General features: G+C 46.3%; 16 protein-coding genes. 4 read left to right on the top strand and 12 right to left on the bottom strand.

The window, feature by feature from the left end:
* Positions 1 to 33: 33 nt before the first annotated feature.
* The 4 genes from BQ9893_RS10520 to BQ9893_RS10505 all read left to right on the top strand — a co-directional run bounded on the left by BQ9893_RS10520 (position 34) and on the right by BQ9893_RS10505 (position 4,642).
* A complete protein-coding gene (locus tag BQ9893_RS10520) occupies positions 34 to 1,803 on the top strand; it encodes a membrane dipeptidase (RefSeq protein ID WP_075965983.1) in 1,770 nt (589 codons plus the stop codon).
* Between the two features lie 20 nt (positions 1,804 to 1,823).
* Positions 1,824 to 2,822 carry a M28 family peptidase gene (locus BQ9893_RS10515; protein WP_075965982.1) on the top strand — a complete coding sequence of 333 codons (999 nt, stop codon included), beginning with the start codon at positions 1,824 to 1,826 and terminating at the stop codon, positions 2,820 to 2,822.
* A gap of 29 nt (positions 2,823 to 2,851) precedes the next feature.
* A complete protein-coding gene (locus tag BQ9893_RS10510; RefSeq protein ID WP_075965981.1) occupies positions 2,852 to 3,280 on the top strand; it encodes a SufE family protein in 429 nt (142 codons plus the stop codon).
* Between the two features lie 210 nt (positions 3,281 to 3,490).
* The gene (locus tag BQ9893_RS10505) at positions 3,491 to 4,642 is read left to right on the top strand and encodes a 6-bladed beta-propeller (RefSeq protein ID WP_075965980.1); all 1,152 of its coding nucleotides are present in this window, start codon (positions 3,491 to 3,493) and stop codon (positions 4,640 to 4,642) included.
* Between the two features lie 8 nt (positions 4,643 to 4,650).
* Here the strand turns inward: BQ9893_RS10505 and BQ9893_RS10500 are convergent, their stop codons facing one another.
* The 12 genes from BQ9893_RS10500 to BQ9893_RS10450 all read right to left on the bottom strand — a co-directional run bounded on the left by BQ9893_RS10500 (position 4,651) and on the right by BQ9893_RS10450 (position 18,459).
* Complete coding sequence (locus tag BQ9893_RS10500) at positions 4,651 to 5,250, bottom strand: ribonuclease HII (protein ID WP_075965979.1); 600 nt, start codon at positions 5,248 to 5,250, stop codon at positions 4,651 to 4,653.
* Positions 5,251 to 5,252: 2 nt separating this feature from the next.
* Positions 5,253 to 5,570 carry a type II toxin-antitoxin system RelE/ParE family toxin gene (locus BQ9893_RS10495; protein WP_075965978.1) on the bottom strand — a complete coding sequence of 106 codons (318 nt, stop codon included), beginning with the start codon at positions 5,568 to 5,570 and terminating at the stop codon, positions 5,253 to 5,255.
* Entirely contained in the window at positions 5,570 to 5,827 is a 258-nt protein-coding gene (locus tag BQ9893_RS10490; protein ID WP_075965977.1) for a hypothetical protein, read from the bottom strand. Before BQ9893_RS10490 ends, BQ9893_RS10495 begins: the two co-directional genes overlap by 1 nt.
* A gap of 53 nt (positions 5,828 to 5,880) precedes the next feature.
* Positions 5,881 to 6,285, bottom strand: coding sequence for a VanZ family protein (locus BQ9893_RS10485; protein WP_075966109.1), 405 nt, complete (start codon positions 6,283 to 6,285; stop codon positions 5,881 to 5,883).
* A 23-nt stretch (positions 6,286 to 6,308) separates the two neighbouring features.
* Positions 6,309 to 7,523 (bottom strand): aminotransferase class V-fold PLP-dependent enzyme, encoded by a 1,215-nt coding sequence (locus BQ9893_RS10480; RefSeq protein ID WP_075965976.1) that lies wholly within the window; start codon positions 7,521 to 7,523, stop codon positions 6,309 to 6,311.
* Positions 7,524 to 7,655: 132 nt separating this feature from the next.
* Positions 7,656 to 8,444, bottom strand: coding sequence for a glycoside hydrolase family 16 protein (locus tag BQ9893_RS10475; RefSeq protein ID WP_075965975.1), 789 nt, complete (start codon positions 8,442 to 8,444; stop codon positions 7,656 to 7,658).
* Between the two features lie 108 nt (positions 8,445 to 8,552).
* Positions 8,553 to 11,216: a glycoside hydrolase family 2 protein gene (locus BQ9893_RS10470; RefSeq protein ID WP_075965974.1), complete on the bottom strand. Its 2,664-nt coding sequence runs from the start codon at positions 11,214 to 11,216 to the stop codon at positions 8,553 to 8,555.
* Positions 11,217 to 11,273: 57 nt separating this feature from the next.
* A complete protein-coding gene (locus BQ9893_RS10465; RefSeq protein ID WP_394333236.1) occupies positions 11,274 to 13,295 on the bottom strand; it encodes a beta-N-acetylhexosaminidase in 2,022 nt (673 codons plus the stop codon).
* Positions 13,296 to 13,321: 26 nt separating this feature from the next.
* Positions 13,322 to 13,459, bottom strand: coding sequence for a DUF4982 domain-containing protein (locus tag BQ9893_RS22535; protein ID WP_374046531.1), 138 nt, complete (start codon positions 13,457 to 13,459; stop codon positions 13,322 to 13,324).
* Between the two features lie 184 nt (positions 13,460 to 13,643).
* Positions 13,644 to 13,811: a hypothetical protein gene (locus tag BQ9893_RS22530; protein ID WP_374046529.1), complete on the bottom strand. Its 168-nt coding sequence runs from the start codon at positions 13,809 to 13,811 to the stop codon at positions 13,644 to 13,646.
* Between the two features lie 283 nt (positions 13,812 to 14,094).
* The gene (locus BQ9893_RS10455; RefSeq protein ID WP_075965972.1) at positions 14,095 to 17,322 is read right to left on the bottom strand and encodes a type I restriction endonuclease subunit R; all 3,228 of its coding nucleotides are present in this window, start codon (positions 17,320 to 17,322) and stop codon (positions 14,095 to 14,097) included.
* A 12-nt stretch (positions 17,323 to 17,334) separates the two neighbouring features.
* Positions 17,335 to 18,459: a restriction endonuclease subunit S gene (locus tag BQ9893_RS10450; protein WP_075965971.1), complete on the bottom strand. Its 1,125-nt coding sequence runs from the start codon at positions 18,457 to 18,459 to the stop codon at positions 17,335 to 17,337.
* Position 18,460 lies beyond the last annotated feature (1 nt).

Genomic DNA, 18,460 nt, shown 5'->3' with positions numbered 1-18,460 from the left:
ATTCAGAAATCATAAATTATAAATCATAGAGACATGAAGCTCCGTCGTCCGAATTTAGAGGCCCTTTACAGGGAAGTGGATCTTTATATTCCGAAAAAAGAAAGTCTTCAACCTCCCCGTATAGGAATATCCGCCAATCGGAAAGACGGACTTTCCTGTATCGCCGAGACTTATGTGCAGGCGGTACTGAAAGCCGGCGGTGCCCCGGTACTGATCCCGGCCATTACGGATATCGAAGCATTGACGGCAATCGTGAACGGGTTGGACGGATTGGTCATGAGCGGTGGTGGCGACATCAACCCTCTTTACATACAGGAAGAACCGATTCCCGCCTTGCAGGATGTGGATACCTACCGGGACGAATACGACCTGATATTGCTCCGCTTGGCAACCAACCGACAATTGCCGGTCATGGGGATATGTCGCGGACATCAGATACTGAACGTCGCATTCGGCGGGAGCGTATACCAGGATATCCATACCCAACACAATCAAAAACCGCTGAAACACAGCCAGACGCTTCCCCGCGAACAGGCTTCCCATTCCGTCATGCTGAACGAAGGCCCTTCGAAGCTCCGCACCATGCTGGACGGCGAAAAAGAACTTTTGGTCAACTCCTTCCATCATCAGGCAATCAGCGAACTGGCCCCTGAATTTACCGCTACGGCGACAGCTCCCGACGGGATCAACGAAGCGATGGAACATCCGGAAAAAGAAATATTCAGCGTCCAGTGGCATCCCGAAGCAATGGCAGCCAACGACGACGAACAGATGTTGAAACTTTTCAGGTATCATGTCGAATCGTCCCGCCTGTTCAAAGAGGCCAAACGTATCCACCATCGGAACGTGACGCTCGACTCCCATACCGACACCCCGATGATCTTTCCGGGCGAATTCAACATCGGGCTGAAAGAGGGCGGCAAAGTGAACCTTCCCTTCATGGAAGAGGGACTGATAGACGCGGTGATCATGGTCGCCTATATTCCGCAGGGACCGAGAGACGACGCCTCACTGCTGCAAGCGACAAACTTCGCCATGAACCGCCTGCAGGAAATACACCGGCAGATGGAGCTGAACCGTTCCCGCATGTGCATCGCCTGCACGCCACAGGAAGTCCACACGCTGAAAGCGGCCGGAAAGAAAGCAATCATGTTGGGTGTGGAAAACGGGTACGCGATAGGCAAGGACATCGAGAATGTCGTCCGTTTCCGTAAAATGGGTGTATCCTATATTACTCTCTGCCACAATGGGAGCAACGACCTGTGCGACTCGGCAAGAGGAGACGCGGAATGGAACGGTCTCAGTCCTTTCGGGAAAGAGGTCGTCCGCAAAATGAATGAATCGGGCGTACTGGTCGACATCTCGCATGCTGCGGAAAGTACGTTCTACGATGCGCTCGAAACAAGCGCCTATCCGATTATCGCTTCCCACTCTTCCGCCCGTGCACTTTGCAACCATCCGCGCAACCTGACGGACGAACAACTGAAAGCGCTCGCCGAACAGGGAGGTGTCGCACAGATATGCCTCTACAAAGGGTTCATCAACGAAGATGCCGAAAAAGCGTCTCTGAGCGATGCGATCCGCCATATCGACCATATCGTGGACCTGATCGGGATCGACCATGTCGGGATCGGCTCCGACTTCGACGGTGATGGCGAACTGATCGGCTGCCGGGCAAGCAACGAACTGATAAACATCACCATGCGCCTTTTAAAAGAAGGATATACAGAAAATGATATTGCTAAAATATGGGGAGGCAACCTGTTGCGCGTGATGAACAAGGCGCAATCCGCTCCCCGATAACTCCTTATAAACGACAGGATATGACTAAACTGATTTTATTATTATTCTCCATGACCCTGTTCTCATGCGGTCAGAAAGGAGCCGGCGAGACATCGGCTCCCGTCACGGAAGTGAAGAAAGCTCCGGCAACAACTGCCCCGTCATTTGATGCGGACAGTGCCTATGCTTATGTCGGGAAACAGGTATCATTCGGTCACCGTGTCCCGAACACGCCGGCCCACAAGGCTTGTGGCGATTACCTGGCATCCGAGCTGAAGCGTTTCGGAGCGCAGGTCTACGAACAGGAAGCTACGCTCAGGGCATACGACGGGACTCCGCTGGAATCGCGTAACATCATCGGTTCCTTCAACCCCGACAATGACAAACGCATCCTGCTTTTCGCCCATTGGGACACACGTCCGTATTCGGACCACGATCCCGACCCGGCCAACCATAAGAAACCGTTGGATGGCGCTGATGACGGGGCAAGCGGAGTTGGCGCCCTGTTGGAGATCGCCCGCCAAATAGGGATGAAAGCTCCCAACGTAGGAGTGGACATCATTTTCTTCGATGCCGAAGATTACGGAGTCCCTGAATTTGCCAAAAACAAATACGGCGACAGCAGCGACACCTGGTGTCTCGGCAGCCGTTTCTGGGGGAAGAATCCGCACAAACCGGGCTATAAGGCCAAGTTCGGTATCCTGCTCGACATGGTAGGAGCCAAAGATGCGGTCTTCTATAAAGAATATATTTCCATGAAATATGCAGCCCGCTATGTGGACGAAGTGTGGGAAGCAGCCCGAAACTTAGGATACGGCAAATATTTCATCAATGCGAACGGTGGCGGCGTGACGGACGATCATGAAGCGGTCATAGAAGAAACAGGGATTCCTTGCTTGGACATTATCAACTACGACCCGAACTCGAACAAAGGTTTCCGTGACCACTGGCATACGCAGAACGACAATATGGGGAATATAGACAAAAACGTACTGAAAGCCGTAGGACAGACAGTACTGGAAGTAGTATATACGAATTGAGAACTGACAATTAAAAAAATCATAAGAAGATGAGTATTAATGAACTTCAAGACAATGTCATCGAAGAGTTTGCTGACTTCGACGACTGGATGGACAAGTATGCGTTACTGATAGACTTGGGTAACTCGCTTCCCCCTTTGGAGGAAAAGTATAAAACGGAGAGCAACCTGATCGAGGGTTGCCAGAGCCGTGTCTGGTTGCAGGCGGATTATGTGGATGGCAAGATCCTGTTCAAAGGCGAGAGTGATGCGGTTATCGTCAAAGGGATCGTTTCTTTGTTGATCAGCATCCTGTCCGGTCATACTCCGCAGGAAATACTGGATGCCGACCTCTACTTCATTGAAAAGATCGGCCTGAAAGAACATCTCAGCCCTACCCGCTCGAACGGCCTGGTGGCAATGGTCAAACAGATGCGTATGTACGCACTGGCATTCCGCACCAAGGAACAGCAAGGGTGATCTCCAAAACACCTATGTTTTGAATGCAAAGCATAGGTGTTTTGAAATCAAATCATATATGTTTTAAACAGATACTTACCACACTCCCTCCCCAATAGGCACTTCTTGCCATTAATAACGTTTAACTTGAAAAAGACTTTCATGCTTACTATTTTTCAGTATATTTGCGAACATATAGTAATAAGCTGAAAATCAAATAATGATAATACCATGAAAAAAGCAAATACAATTTTAATCATGTTCCTGTCCGTCATGACCGGATGTGGGAAGAACAACCAACCGGCAAATGAAGTAAGCACGGTAGATGTCACAACAAAATATCCTTATAAAGAATTGATTCTCCAAGATTTTATGGATGTGGAGTATATCCCATTGGAAACAACAGATGAATTTCTTTGTATGGGGAGTTTATGGGGAGTCGGCAAGGATGTCATCGTCGCGACAAATTTCAATGGCGACGGTAATATTTTTATCTTCGACCGAAAAGGGAAAGCCTTAAAAAAGATAAACCGGAAAGGCCAAGGCAATGAAGAATACAGTTCTTATTCAAGAATCATTTTAGATGAAGAAAAAGGGGAAATATTTGTCAACAACAGTTTTGCAAAGAAAATACAAGTCTATGACCTGGAAGGAAATTTCAAACGGGACCTACCGATTCAAAAAGAGTTCTCACTTTTTGAAATGTACAATTTTGACAAGGATAATTTAATTTGCCATGATGATTTTCCAAGGAATACCGGACAGTCGTTCATGCTCATATCAAAACAGGACGGCAGCATCACCCAAGAAATCACAATTCCTTTTAAAGAGAAGAAAAGCATCTATGTCTGGGTCGAAGATAAAACTGTAGAGGGGCAGTATTTTGTTTATTCTCCTCAATGCAAACATCCGATCATGCCTTATTATAACGGTTATATTTTGACGGAATATTCGGCCGACACCTTGTATCAGTATTTGCCGGATCATACCTTGACACCACTTATCGCAAGAGTTCCTTCTATCCAATCCATGACCCCGGAAGTAATTCTTTTGCCGAGCCTCTTTACCGACCATTACTATTTTATGGATGCAATCGAAAAGACAATAGAGTTTTCAACAACTAATTTATTGTACGACAAACGAGAAAAGGCTTTCTTCAGGAGCAAAGTCCATAATGGAGATTATACCGGCGAAGAAACAGTCTACTTAAATTCAAGAAGACCGATAAATGGCGAAATTCCTTCCTGGCAACATTTAGAAGCGGCAGATCTCATTCAAGATTATGAAAGGGGCCGGCTAAAAGGCAGATTGAAAGAAATCGCTTCCGAATTGAATGAAGAATCCAACCCGGTCATCATGTTGATCAAACAGAAACAAAAATAAAATTTCCGTCAAAACTGCAACTCCAACTGTTCCGGCAGCAAAGTAAATGTTTTGCGATGATAAGGGGTTATCCCGCATTCCCGGATGGCTTCACGATGGGCTTTTGTGGGATAGCCTTTGTTTTCCTTCCAATGATAGGCGGGATATTCCCGATCGAGGCTGTTCATATAGTCGTCACGATAGGTTTTCGCCAGAATGGAAGCGGCGGCAATGCTTAGATATTTGCCGTCTCCTTTTACGACAGTCGTATGTTTGAGACCGGGATAAGGCGTAAAGCGGTTCCCGTCGATCAACAGATGTTCCGGCTTGACCTTCAACTGGTCAATGGCCCGGTGCATGGCAAGGAAAGAGGCTTTCAGGATATTGATCTTGTCAATTTCTTCGGGCGTAACGATACCGACAGCCCAAGCAATCGCCTCACGCTCGATAATCGGACGGAGCGCATAACGTTTCTTTTCACTCAATTGCTTACTGTCGTTCAAGTCTTCATTATGAAAATCCGGCGGCAAGATAACTGCAGCAGCATACACCGAACCCGCCAAACATCCACGGCCGGCCTCATCACAACCGGCTTCTATGCGATTTGCTTCTAAGTAGGGTAGTAACATGGTTAATCAACTTCTTTTATCAAATCCATCAAATGAATGGGATCTCGTCTGCAATCCCACAACAAATGGATAAATACATAATTTTCTTCGACCGTATAAAGTATTTTATTATGCTTAATAACAAGATAACGGTAGACCAAAGGTTCTTCTTCCAAAAGTGATTCGACAGTCCCCATATTAGGAAATAATTTCAAAAGGAAAACCTTTTCCTCAATCTCATTTTTAACACGAAAAGCAATCCGTTTACCAAAAGTCACTTTTAAATAACAAACTAAGTCTGCCACTTGTCGCTTGAAAAGCTTACTTGACCGAATTTCCATCAATGAAAAGATTGAAAGAAATCACGCATTTCCTGTTCAGAAACGTAAATTCCGTTTTCCTTATCCCGATTTGTTTCCTTCAACATCTCCTTCACCTCCTCCAACGTGAAGCAATTCGGACGTTTCAGTTCCGCTTTTTCAATCTTAATCAACTTACGGGCAAGACTTTCCATATAGGATATTGCCTCCTCGCTATTGCAAGCTTGCAAAATATCCAACGCCCGGTTTTTACGTTCTTGTAATTCCAATGCAGTCATAAGACATCTGAATTTTGATACAATACAAAAGTAACACTCTTCCGACACATAAACTAATGAATACCAGTCTTTCTTTTCATCATCCAGGGACGAAGGATGAAATAGGAGAAGAGCGTTGCAAGAGCGACACCGCAGATATTCGCGAGGAAATCGAACCAGTCGCCACCACGATAGGTCGTACAGTATTCCTGCAAAAGTTCGATTGCTCCGCTCATCAAGACCGGGCACAGGACAGCTCCGATCCAGGCATGCCACAAGACATCGTCGTATTTGCGATGGTTGCGCAGGAACTCGATCCACAGTATACCGGACAAACCGGCATACATACAGATATGGGCCACTTTGTCTATCCCCACAATCTTGCCCACCTCCAAAGAAGGCGGTTTAAAGAAAGAGAGATAGATCACCACTGCGATAATCGTCAGCGAGATCGGATATTTCTTCAGGTAATACAACATCATTATTACTCCATCCCATCTATTCAGAACATCTTCCGCACCCGTTCGATACCGGCAACAAAAGCGTCTATTTCTTCTTTTGTATTGTAGAACGAGAAAGAGGCGCGAACCGTCCCCTCGATTCCTAAATCCTGCATCAACGGCTGGGCACAATGATGTCCGGTACGGACTGCAATGCCCAGACGGTCCAACAACATTCCCATATCGTAATGATGGATATTACCTACCAGAAAAGAGAGTACCGCCCCTTTATGCGCCGCCTGTCCGAAAATACGCATACCGTCGATCGCATTCAGCTTATCGGTCGCGTAACGAAGCAATCCGTCTTCATAGGCCGCTATATTATCCATTCCCAAACGTTCAACATAGCGCAAGGCTTCCGCCAAAGCCGTACTGCCTATATAATCAGGCGTCCCGGCCTCGAACTTGAAAGGCAGCTCGTTGAAAGTCGTCTTTTCGAAGGAAACGGAAGCGATCATCTCTCCTCCTCCCTGATACGGCGGCAGCTTGTCCAACCACTCTTCCTTGCCATACAGGACTCCGATACCGGTAGGGCCGTAAACCTTATGACCGGAGAACACATAGAATTCGGCATCCAGATCCTGCACATCCACTTTCAGATGGGGAACAGCCTGCGCTCCGTCGATCAGTACCGGGACCTCGTGATTATGGGCTTCTTCGACGATCTTCTTTACCGGATTGATCGTACCGAGTACATTCGACACATGTGTAACCGAGACAAGCTTTGTCCGTTCTGAAAAAAGACTGCGGAACGTATCCATACACAATTCGCCCTTTTCGTTCATCGGGATCACTTTCAACGCAATCCCTTTACGGGCAGCCTGTATCTGCCAGGGGACGATATTGGAATGGTGCTCCATCACCGAAACGATCACCTCGTCGCCGGCCGACATACATTCGTCGGTAAAGCTGGAAGCAACCAGATTGATCGCTTCAGTCGTTCCACGTGTGAAAACAATCTCGTTGGAAGAGCGGGCGTTCAGGAATTGCTGCACGGTCTTGCGTGCTTCTTCGTGTGCTTCCGTCGCCGCCTGGCTCAGAAAATGAACGCCACGGTGAATATTGGCATTCACATTATAATAACCACTCTCGATCTTCTCCACCACACAGCGCGGTTTCTGGGTTGTCGCTCCGTTGTCGAAGTAAATAAGCGGCTTATCGTATATCTTATGATCCAGAATCGGAAAATCCTTCCGGATAGACTGTACATCTAACATAACTGTAACTATTTAACTTAATAACAAACGTCAAAGATAGTATGTTTAACAGGGAAATGACCAATTGCTACAACTAAAAAAGCCTTCCGTAAGAAACGAAAAGCTTTTTTAATATCTGATAGAAACCTATACCTACTGATTTTTCCGATAGAAACGTACCCAGTCGATCTCCATCTCGACAGGTAGATCGGATGAGTCGACTGCTCCCACCCAGCTTCCACCTAACTGCATATCGAGCAACAGATAAAACTCTTTGTCCGCGAACGGGAACTGCCCGTCCTTGTCCGTTTCGATACGAGGATAAGCGAAGGTGCGGGTATCGTTGATAAAGAAGACGAGACTGTCCCGATACATTTCCACACTGTAGACATTATAGTCGTCGCGGTTGATCGCACCGATTCCTCCCTGCTTCGGATTGTCTTTGATCCCCAATACATGGGTATAGGCAGAATGAACTGTCTGATAGGCAATCGAATCATTATTCAAGCGTTCCATAATATCGATCTCACCTCCATCCGGCCAACCTTCTTTTTCCGGCAACAGCCAGAAAGCAGGCCATGCTCCGGTTGCACCGTGCAGCTTGGCACGGATATCCAAGCGTCCGTCGGAAAATCCGACCTTGCCCTTCGAATAGACTCCTCCTGTGATAAAGGGAGCTGTATCGGCCGGCAAGCTATAATTGACCAATCCACGCAAAACCAAATTACCATCGCGCATGGCATAACAAGAATCGAAGTCCGACATATAATTATTCCAGTCCGACTTTCCTCGCGGTATCTTGCTCCACGAAGCCTCATCGAAATGATTCTCTTGATCGAAGTTATCCTCCCAAACCAATTTCCATTCCTCCTGTTGCGGCCGGCAGCCCGCCATGATCGATAGGACGACCGACATTCCTAATGCGAATAATCCCTGTTTCATTATTAATCTATTTTCGTGTTTTTTCAAGAAAGTAATTCTTCCGAGTGCGAAGATACAAAGATTTCTGCTCTTTTTAAAGGCCTGACTCCGTATCTTCGCTTCTCGCAACTATTCCTTTTCCCCGAACTCAGACTGTTGCCGTTCCACTTCTTTCAACTTCAAGGCATTCAGCTCCTTGCGCAGAAGTTCCACTTCTCGTTCGGCATCCGTTTTAAAGGTGGTGGTTTGTCCGGCCGAAACACTGCCCAACGGGATGCGAGCAGCATCGGCAGCATCATAGACCAACGGGAAAGCAGGCTGTTTCGATTCGAGTTCCAGTTCACCGCTTACCGGCATTTGCGAACCTTCGAACAAGACACTCGCCGTAATCCGTATCTTACCAGGTTTCAAGGTAGACTGAACCAAGACAGGCGCAGTCCCCCACTTTACGGGAGCCGGATTAGCCAGTATCTCAGCCCCACCCAGCAAACGTCCTTCCCCTTCAATGGAGAAACGGATATTGTAGTTATTCAGTCGTTTGATATTTCCATTCTTATCCGCAACAGCAGCCACCACCGTCACGAAATCGGAGCCATCGGCCTTCAGGTCCGTGCCCTCGTTGTCCACCCATAACAGGATCTTTTCAGGGCGGCGGGCGGGTACGACCTTATGTGTAGCCACGACCCGGCCGTCAATCAGCCCTTCGGCAAGCAGATAGACATCGTCCTGCTTACGAGCCCTTGAAAGCGCCTTGTCGACCATAAAATCATAGACATCCGGGAAGGTGATGACCGGCGAAGGCATTCCGGAACGGTTCTTGTCTTTCTTATAAGTATAAGTCTTTCCGCCCTTGTTAAACGTAAGGCGAACCTCGTCGCAATTGGAATAGACCGTCACATCCTTCCCGGAGAAGGGCGTCATCTCATGCGCGATATACACCATCGGCCCGCTTCCGGCAAGCTGTGCGCCTTTCATTGCCGGACGTTGTGCCATAAACATATAATACGAATATTTAGGCTGGCGAAAGACGTCCATCAGACCACCGTAGAACGGATCGGGATGGTAGCCGCGCTGGTGGTCGAACGAATGCCAAAGGCAACCGCCGACATGCTGCGGAGATTGTTTATAAAGAACATCGTAGCTGGTCACCGGATAAGAAGGGCTGGCATAATGCCAAGCCTGCACACGCATCGGCTGTTCACCCCAGTTACGGGCTACACGGCTGGGCGAATTGTGCGAACTCCAGTCATCCACATTGTCGCCCCATTCGCGAGTGAAATAGGTCTTCGTCGGATCAATCTCTTTCGACGCATTCTGCATATTGGCAGGATGTCCAAAATAGACCGGGAAATTTTCATGTCCGCGTGCCTCACTGTCACTTCCGCAGTAGCAATAGGGATACGGATATTCAGCGTCCACGATATCACGAGTGTTCTTGGCAAAGTCTGCCGGATACCAGGTCTCGTTCAGGATCGGCTCCCACAGCCAGACCGAAGGGTGGTTGCGATCGCGACGTACGACATTGCGGATATCACTATACACGCGCTGCGCAAATTCGGGCGCATCATTCCAGAACTGCCAGCCGGGCGTATTGACGATCACGAACAAACCCAATTCGTCACAGGCATCCATGAAAGCCGGGTCTTGCGGGCAGTGGGCATTACGGATAATCTCCATCCCTGCCTCTTTCAGTTTTTTGGCATCCCGCCAATGTATGCTGTTTGCGACAGCGTTTCCGACAACCGCAAAGTCCTGGTGACGGTTGGCTCCGATCAACGGTTTGCCGTACGGTTTACCATTCAGGAAGAAACCGTCTTTTCCCTTAAACTCGATACTCCGGATTCCGATACGGCGACGATATCCGTCGATCACATTCCCCTCATTGTCGAGTATCCGCACCAACAGGTTATACAAAGTCGGTGTCGAAGGAGTCCAGAGCATCGGCCGTTCCACCGATATTCTATCGGAAGAGGTTGTCGCTTTACCGGCTTTCACTCGGATTTTATCATTCAGATAAGCCACTTGTGTACCATCCGGTTGCAACAAGGTATACTCCACCACGCCGGAGAAAGATTTCTCTGTTGCGTTGCGTACCTGTATCTTCAATTGCACCTCGGCCAACTCATCCGACACTTTCCCGAAAGCGACAAACAAGCCCCCTCCCGCTATCTCATCCTCATAATTGGGATCGGTGATAAACACCTTATTATGCGCAATCAGCCAACAATCCCGGTAAATACCGCCGAAATAGGTAAAGTCCAGCACATCTTGCGCCTTTCCGGGAGGATAGGAAGGATCATCGCTGTTATCGGCCCAGACGGCAATCACGTTGTCGCCGTTCCAGTCCAAAGCATCCGTCACATCGACAATGACAGGCAGATAACCGCCGAAATGCTCCGTCAACAACCGGCCGTTCACAAAAACCTTGCTTTTCCCCATTATGGCTTCGAAATGCAGGAAAAGTTTTTTCCCTTTCAGAGCAGTATCAGGCACAAAATGCTTCCGATACCAGACTTTCCCCTGATAATTGATGCAACCGCTCGCTTCGGTCGGCAGATATTCAATGCCGTTCGGCAAAGAAACGACCGTCCAGTCTTTATCATCAAACTCTTTTCTCTCCGCACCGTCGGCGGCCCCTTTATAAAAACGCCAAGCCGGATTCATCGAAAACACTTCACGCCCGCTGTTGTCCAGCCGGAAAAAACCAGCTGTTGAAAATTCAGGCTGACGGGCCGCCCACAAAGAAAGGCTAAGCCATATAAACACAAAACTGAATATAATTTTCTTCTTCATTATGAAATTTACAATTTATCATTCAAAGGAGGCATACCCCAAAACCTCCGAAAAAAGTTACTTCATCCAAGCCCGTACTTTCCGGACCATCGGGATCTCGTAATAATACCACCAATCGCTATTGTACGTCTTGGAAGACAAATGATTATGATGGTTCAGATCAGAAACGAACCCTTCAGGCTGCTGCATGAAACGAGTTTCAGAATAAACCGACTCCAGATTAGCCCGCATGGCATCGAAGTAATCGCAGACCTCGGCTACTTCTGACAAAGCAATTTTCTGAGCCGCCTCGTCTTTCGCCGTGTCGTAGGCATTCAGAGCCAGAATCAGGCGTACCGGATAGTTTTGCAGATTGTTCGTCTGCTCATAGACCTGCAACGTATAGCGATTGCGCAAAGCTTTAGCCTTTGCAGTCTTGATTCCTTCAGTAATCTTCTCGTAACGTCCGGCCTCAATCCTTGCCTGTGCTATTTTATCTTTATACGATTCGCTCCATGCTCCCGGCTTCGCCTTATCCGGCAACTCCATCAATGTGAAAGCTGTCGTGCCCCACGCCGGATTACGGCGTCCGGAAGTCACCAGCGCACCGTCAAAGAAAAAGACAGCCTTTTCCAATTCATCCAAAAACGCCATCCGGTTATCTTCCGGACGAAAACCATATTCACGCTGCGCATGTGCCTGTTTGAACGCCTCTATATCCCGTGCCGACGGGTTCCAACCGAACTCGCCTTGGGCGATAAAGCCCCGCCAAACCGTTTCCAGATGCGGTGAACCGTCATCCCAGGATGTCGCCAATATCCCTTCCAGATGGTTTTCGGCAACCAGCCTGTTGAATCCTTTCACATATTCCGAACGGGAATTCCGGCGCGGCATGAAAGGCGAATCTCCGGCCGCAGCAGCAGTCGCTCCCATCACCTTCAGCCCTTTATCATGATACCATTTCAAAAGACGCTGATGGGCAGGCGCTGTCGCATCTTCATATTTCCAACGCATATACACGCATTCTTTCGGAAACAGATCGACCGCCTTATCCAGCTTGTCGGTGTTCCAGGCTTTCGCAACCTCCTCTTCGGATTTATCGCTTAGCACAAGTTCCCATATCCCGGCATATTTCAACGGCATATCATCCCAAAAGATGGGAACGCGACCATGATCTACAGCAAACTGACAGACTTTCTTCAACCAGATCATCTGCAATTCGAAAGCCGTTTTGCCGGTCGCCTTGCAACGTTCATCAACACCGATCGCCGTGATCTCGTCTCCTCCGACATGCAGATATTTCCCGTAAGGCATCGCTTCGAGCGCATCCAGATAAAGATCGAACTGAACTTCGTATGTACGCGGATCAGACGGGCAGAACTCCCAATCGCTTGCCGGATTCTCCCGCAGTTCCCAATGATGCTTCAGGATAAAACCGGCATGGCCGAGTCCCTGTACAAGCGGACTGATCTCTACATTCCGTTCTTTCGCATACCGGCAGAGCGCCTGCATCTCCTGCTTGCTGATCGCATTCGGGGCAGCGACTTCCGGACGGCGCGTAAAACGCAGCTTGTCTTCCAGTTCCCAGATAATAACATTCATCTTATAGCGTGCCAGCCGGTCGACCATCCGGTAATAATATTCCATCCGGTCCAGATGATGCTTCGTATCGAGATGGACGGCGCGATAGGCGATAGCCGGATAATCGGTTATCTTCATCTGCGGGATCTCCCGTCCGAAATCGCGGCTGTCTTCCAACAGTTGCTCCAGTGTCTGGCAACCATAGAAAAGGCCGGCTTCCGTGCGTGCCGTCACCGTCACCCCCTTGCCGTTCACCTCCAAAACATATCCTTCGGGCGAATCGGGAACGTTCTGCCCGGACAGCTGCAGGAACAATCCTTTACCTGCACGTCCGCTACGAGGAAGAACATCCGTCAACGCTCCCAACACCGGAACCGGAGTACCGGGTGCAACCGAAACAAACGTCAACTCATCATACATAAATCCCTTCCCCGCAAGCACCTCAACAGATTGAGGCTGAGGCAAGAGTTGAAACACCTTATCCAAACTGCGTGCATAAAGGTTTAGTGTAAAAAACATACACAAAGATAGCAATGAGAGAATTTTCATAAAGCCTGTATTATCAAATTATTTACTTTCCAAAGATACATCATTAAAAACAATTCCACCGAATCACAGTTCGTATAAATAACAACCGGAATTCTTTCCCCCTCTTTTCCCAAATGCGTCCAATGAGGAAGCATATGAACCATTGGCTCCACATAATCACAGACGGGTGGCTCCTATCCCGCTTGATAAAATCAGTCATATCCTTCAACCACCACTCCTTAAAATATATATGGATAAATAAACATGCAGGTAAATACCGGGACCTGTATACCACCTTCCCGTAAGAGGTTTGCTTTGATCTACCTTAACGGCAATATGTCAGTTAAAAACTGAGTAACTGATAGCAATCGGCAAGTCCTGTTTGCCACGCAGATAAGATTCTGCAAGCAACAATATCACATCAGCATAACGGACAGCACGTTCATTGATACAGGACATAGGAGGTGAAGGTTCTGATTCCTGCGTATTCCAATTCTGGTATTTCAATATCCAATACGTGTTCCATCTGTCCGCAGCAAACCTTTATCTAAACGGTTTCAGATAATATGTACATCCTTCCCAGTCCCAAGCGACCGAAGTACGGGCACGATAATCAAAATTGCCGTCTTTGTCTTTTTCCTGTAAAAAAATAATCCATGATTTGCGGAGTCGGATTCGCCTCATACCAACCACCGGCTTCCGGTGCCGCATATTCTTTAGGACGTGTATTTGTTTGTGTAGAATTGATATTTTCTCCATCGCCCCAAATATCCGTTCCGCCAACCGGTTATTATTCATATTTTTTATAATTCTCCACCTGTTCCAAAACTTTCTGGAAGACTTCTTCGTCCCACTGAGGAGGATAGCCTTCTTTGTAGAGGAGATATGTGAGCTGGCTAGCAAGTTTACTTTTGAGATTATCGTTGTTCAGCCAGTCGGCATAGATGGCAGTGTCGTCTATCAGAGCTTTTATTTTCTTAGCCAATTCAATGCAGCGATCATCCGCATATTCAAAGCTGTGTTTGTCACGAACTTCGACAAGAACATCAAAAAATGCTTTCTCCTCGAAAGTGATACCCAAAACTTTGAATTTTTCACTATCAGCTTTTAGGTCTTTCAGTATACTCATCAACTTGTTCGAGAGTCCATTGATTTTATATGAAACGATGTCGCATACATCATTCACTACGTTCTGTGTCACTTCGTTGGTAAATGTCAGCTTGTTCCGCGTGTTATAGGCATCTATGGTATCTTCAAGCATCTTTTGGAAATGCTCGGCCTGTATCTTATTTGTCCGGCTGTATGTTTTGATGGCTTTAGCGACAAGTTTGCAGAGAATCTGGAACTTGGTGAATGGCATCTTTATTTCATCCACCTCTTTAGAAAATGAATCGCTGAAAATATTTTCTTCAATACCTTCATTCATTACCCGTTCTACTCCGCAGACTAGGATTGCTTCTTGAACCAACTGTTCTACATGCCGATTCATGCTTTCTGTGTCATGTTCTGTAGCGGTCATTTTATTCACATATGAGCAGACGCCCATGAAACATTGGCTCCATACGACTTCATCTTCTGTCAGAATGCCGGCAGGATTACAGATATTATAGGCAGAGCGCAGGCGTTTGACATGTTCCCTGAAAAGTTTAAGGAAGGACACCTCTCCTTTCCGTTCCACACTGTTGGCAAGGATATATTCAGCCGCTTCTTGAATGAACTGAAGCCGGGCAAGGTCATTATTCCCAAAGAAACGGTCAAAGACCAGTCCGGACAATTTCTCTTGCAATAGTTGCAATTCGTTTTGTAATACTTCATGTGCAACTTCTAAATCCTCCTGAGGTCCGACTTCGCTACCGTATTTTTTCATGGCTTTCTTCATCTCCTCCCGAATGCCTATATAGTCGATGATAAAACCACACTCTTTTGTACCGAATTTACGGTTTACACGCGAAATAGTCTGAATAAGCGTATGTTTCGATAGCGGTTTGTCATTATAAAGCATCGTAAGACAAGGCACATCAAATCCCGTAATCCACATATCTACATTGATGGAGATATGAAAATTCGATTTTTCTGATTTAAACTCTGCATCGAGAAACTTACGATATTCCTTATCGCCAAGCAGATTGTAAAGTTCCTTTTCATCATCTTTGTCACGTGTCATGACCATATTGACAAAAGCGATGTCACTGAGTTTTTCCTTTTCGTCTGCAGTCAATATAAATTCGTTCAATGCTTTCCTCTTCTCAAACCAGTCAGGCTGCAACTTCCGCATAATTTTATACAGTCGGAATGCTATTTTGCGGTCTGCACAGGTAATCATGGCCTTTTGCAGACGGTCGGTCGTTTCTGTACGGCGTTTGTAATCTTCGATAATGTCTTTGGCGACACGACTCAGGACATCTTCATCACCAATAATCACCTCCATACTGGACATGGCCACCTTGCTCTTTGCTATATCCTCTGGTGTTGCCCCTTCGTCTGCACACAGACGATAATACTCTTCTACTTTATCTGCCTGTTCTTTATTGAGAAACACACGAGCCAACCGAGGATCATATTTGATTGGAACGGTTATTTCGTCCTCTTCTGATTCCTTCATCGTATATTGATCTACCACCTTACCAAACACATGTATGGTTTCGTCAATAGGGGTTCCGGTAAAACCGACATAAGTAGCATTCGGTAATGCATCTCGTAGATACTTGGCAAAACCGTATGTGATTTTCGCACCTATCTTATCAGTATCCCCTTCGGTTTGTATGGAGAGTTTCGATCCGATATTATTTTGGGAACGATGAGCTTCATCACTCAAACAGATGACATTGGAACGATCTGTCAGTAATCCTGTCGTTTCTGCAAATTTCTGGATAGTGGTGATATAGACTCCTCCTGTTTTACGCATACGCATCTCTTCAGCAAGTTCTTTCCTTGTCTCAAATACCTTTACAGCTTCGTCCTCAAGATACTGTTTCGAGCGACGGAATAGTTTTCCGGTTTGTGTCTCCAAATCCTCCCTGTCTACTATGACAAGGATAGTCGGACTGCCCAGTTGTTTCTTACAGCGTAGAACTAATTGACGGGCAAGGAAAAGCATTGTATAGGTTTTTCCGCATCCTGTAGCTCCGAAATATGTACCGCCTTTTCCATCACCTCCGACAGAACGCAAATGGTCAAGGATATTGTCCCGCAGTTTGCGGGTGGCAAAAAACTGCGGGTATCGGCATACAATTTCGGTCGTGTCGTCTTCCTTTGTCGGATCAGGGAAATAGACATAATCTCGCAATATCTCCAATATACGTTCCGGTGACAAGGCCCCACGAATGAGTGTACGAAGTGTGTCAAGACCTTTTCCGGCTTTGCCTTCATTATTTATCTTCTTCCATTCATAGAAAAATTCGAATGGCGTATAGGTAGAACCCAAAGCATTCTTTGCCCCGTCACTGATTACCGCCAAAGCGCAATATTTCAACAGAGACGGTATATCCCTCATGTAGCGCGTACAAATCTGCGTATGTGCATCACGTATAGTTGCATTCTGATTAGTCGGATTTTTCAGTTCGATGATACAAACGGGTATGCCGTTTATGAAAAGCAGGATATCCGGACGACGATTCTCACGGCCTTGCTCCATGACAAACTGATTGACACAACGGAAAATATTATGGTCGGGATGCTCGAAGTCAATGTATTCCAAACGAAACGGATTATCCCGACCATCGCTATATGCAAAATCATAACCGTCACGATAGAGCAAAAAAGCATTCCGAAGAGCATAATAGTCATTCTGTCCGCCAGTATTGCGCAGGTTAGCGACGATACTGTCCATCTCGGAGGTGGTCAAATTCTTGTCTTTGTATTGAACGGCGAGAAAATTCCTTAAGTCCTCTTCAATGAGTGGGTCGGTATATTTCCTGTGAATGTCATCACCAAATGCATATTGCCAATGCGATTCATGAAGAAGCTCAATAGTAGCCTCCTCGAACTGGCTTTCGTAATATTTCCCTTTATTTGCCATAATCGCTGTTATTTAAGAATGTATGACATGTTGAATCAGTGCCGGACACACTTCACGAGAAAGCCTGTCAGCTTCTTCTGCTATTTGCTTTGCTTCGTTTGCACATTTGTATATATTGACGATTGCACGTTGAACGTCAATTGGAGGAAGAGGTATTTTGCAACGTTTCATATCTTCAAAGGAGAATGCTTCACGCGCACTTCCCCATGAGTTAAAACGGGCGTAACGGTCAAATTCAGGACGACAGAACCATAGATATAAGAATTTCGGTAGAATCTTTTCCTTTTTATTAATGTCAAACGTTATATATGATGATGATACAATGTGATTGTTATTATTGTTGTTTAATGCCAATGTAATTTTTTCTCCATTACGAGATGTTATTGTTACATAGCAAAAAGTATTTGTCTTAAAAATCTTATATGGAGTTAATTTGACCCCATCCATATTTGCTTTTGTGTCTATAATCTTCTTTTCTATGCTAATACCTCTTACATCATCAAGACAATATATTTCATCAGAATTCCTTTCATCATATTCTTCAATGTACGGTCCGATTTCCTGCAATGGATATTTTTGCTTCAATTCCTGAATATAGCTTTGGCAGACCTGCATAAGCGGAGCAGCCTTAGTCTCGTTTTGTTCTTTGATTTCCCGGAATGCTTTCCAAGCATTTACAACTTTCTGCTGTTCGGTAGGAGATGGTAACGGAATCTCAATGTCGAGGAAGCGTGGCCAGTCCAAGTTAGCTCGAACACTGGAATCACTAATGAACCAGCCATAACGATCGCTTTCGGCACGATTAAAATACATGAAAAAATATTCAGGCAGGACTTCCTTTTCATCATTGATGATAAAAGTTGTATATGCCGGAGAAATTAAAGCCGGTTGTTCATCGCCGTATAATCCTATACGAATACAGATGTCACGTCCTGTCTGCATACCACTAAACACAAACATTCCTTTTGTGATAACTTTATACTTAGCAATATCAACTCCATCCAAATTTGCGACTGTTGGCATAAATATTTTGTCTCGATTTATACCTATTACCGGATAATTATTACCTGCTGTATTCCTTTCATCACACTGTTCGATATAATCTCCCAACCTAACCCATTTTACATTACCAGCCATC

Origin of the sequence: Parabacteroides massiliensis, from assembly GCF_900155425.1 — a bacterium.
Classification (GTDB): Bacteria; Bacteroidota; Bacteroidia; order Bacteroidales; family Tannerellaceae; genus Parabacteroides; species Parabacteroides massiliensis.
The sequence above is the reverse complement of the archived record's forward strand: the minus strand, read 5'-3'. Positions and strand labels throughout refer to the sequence as shown.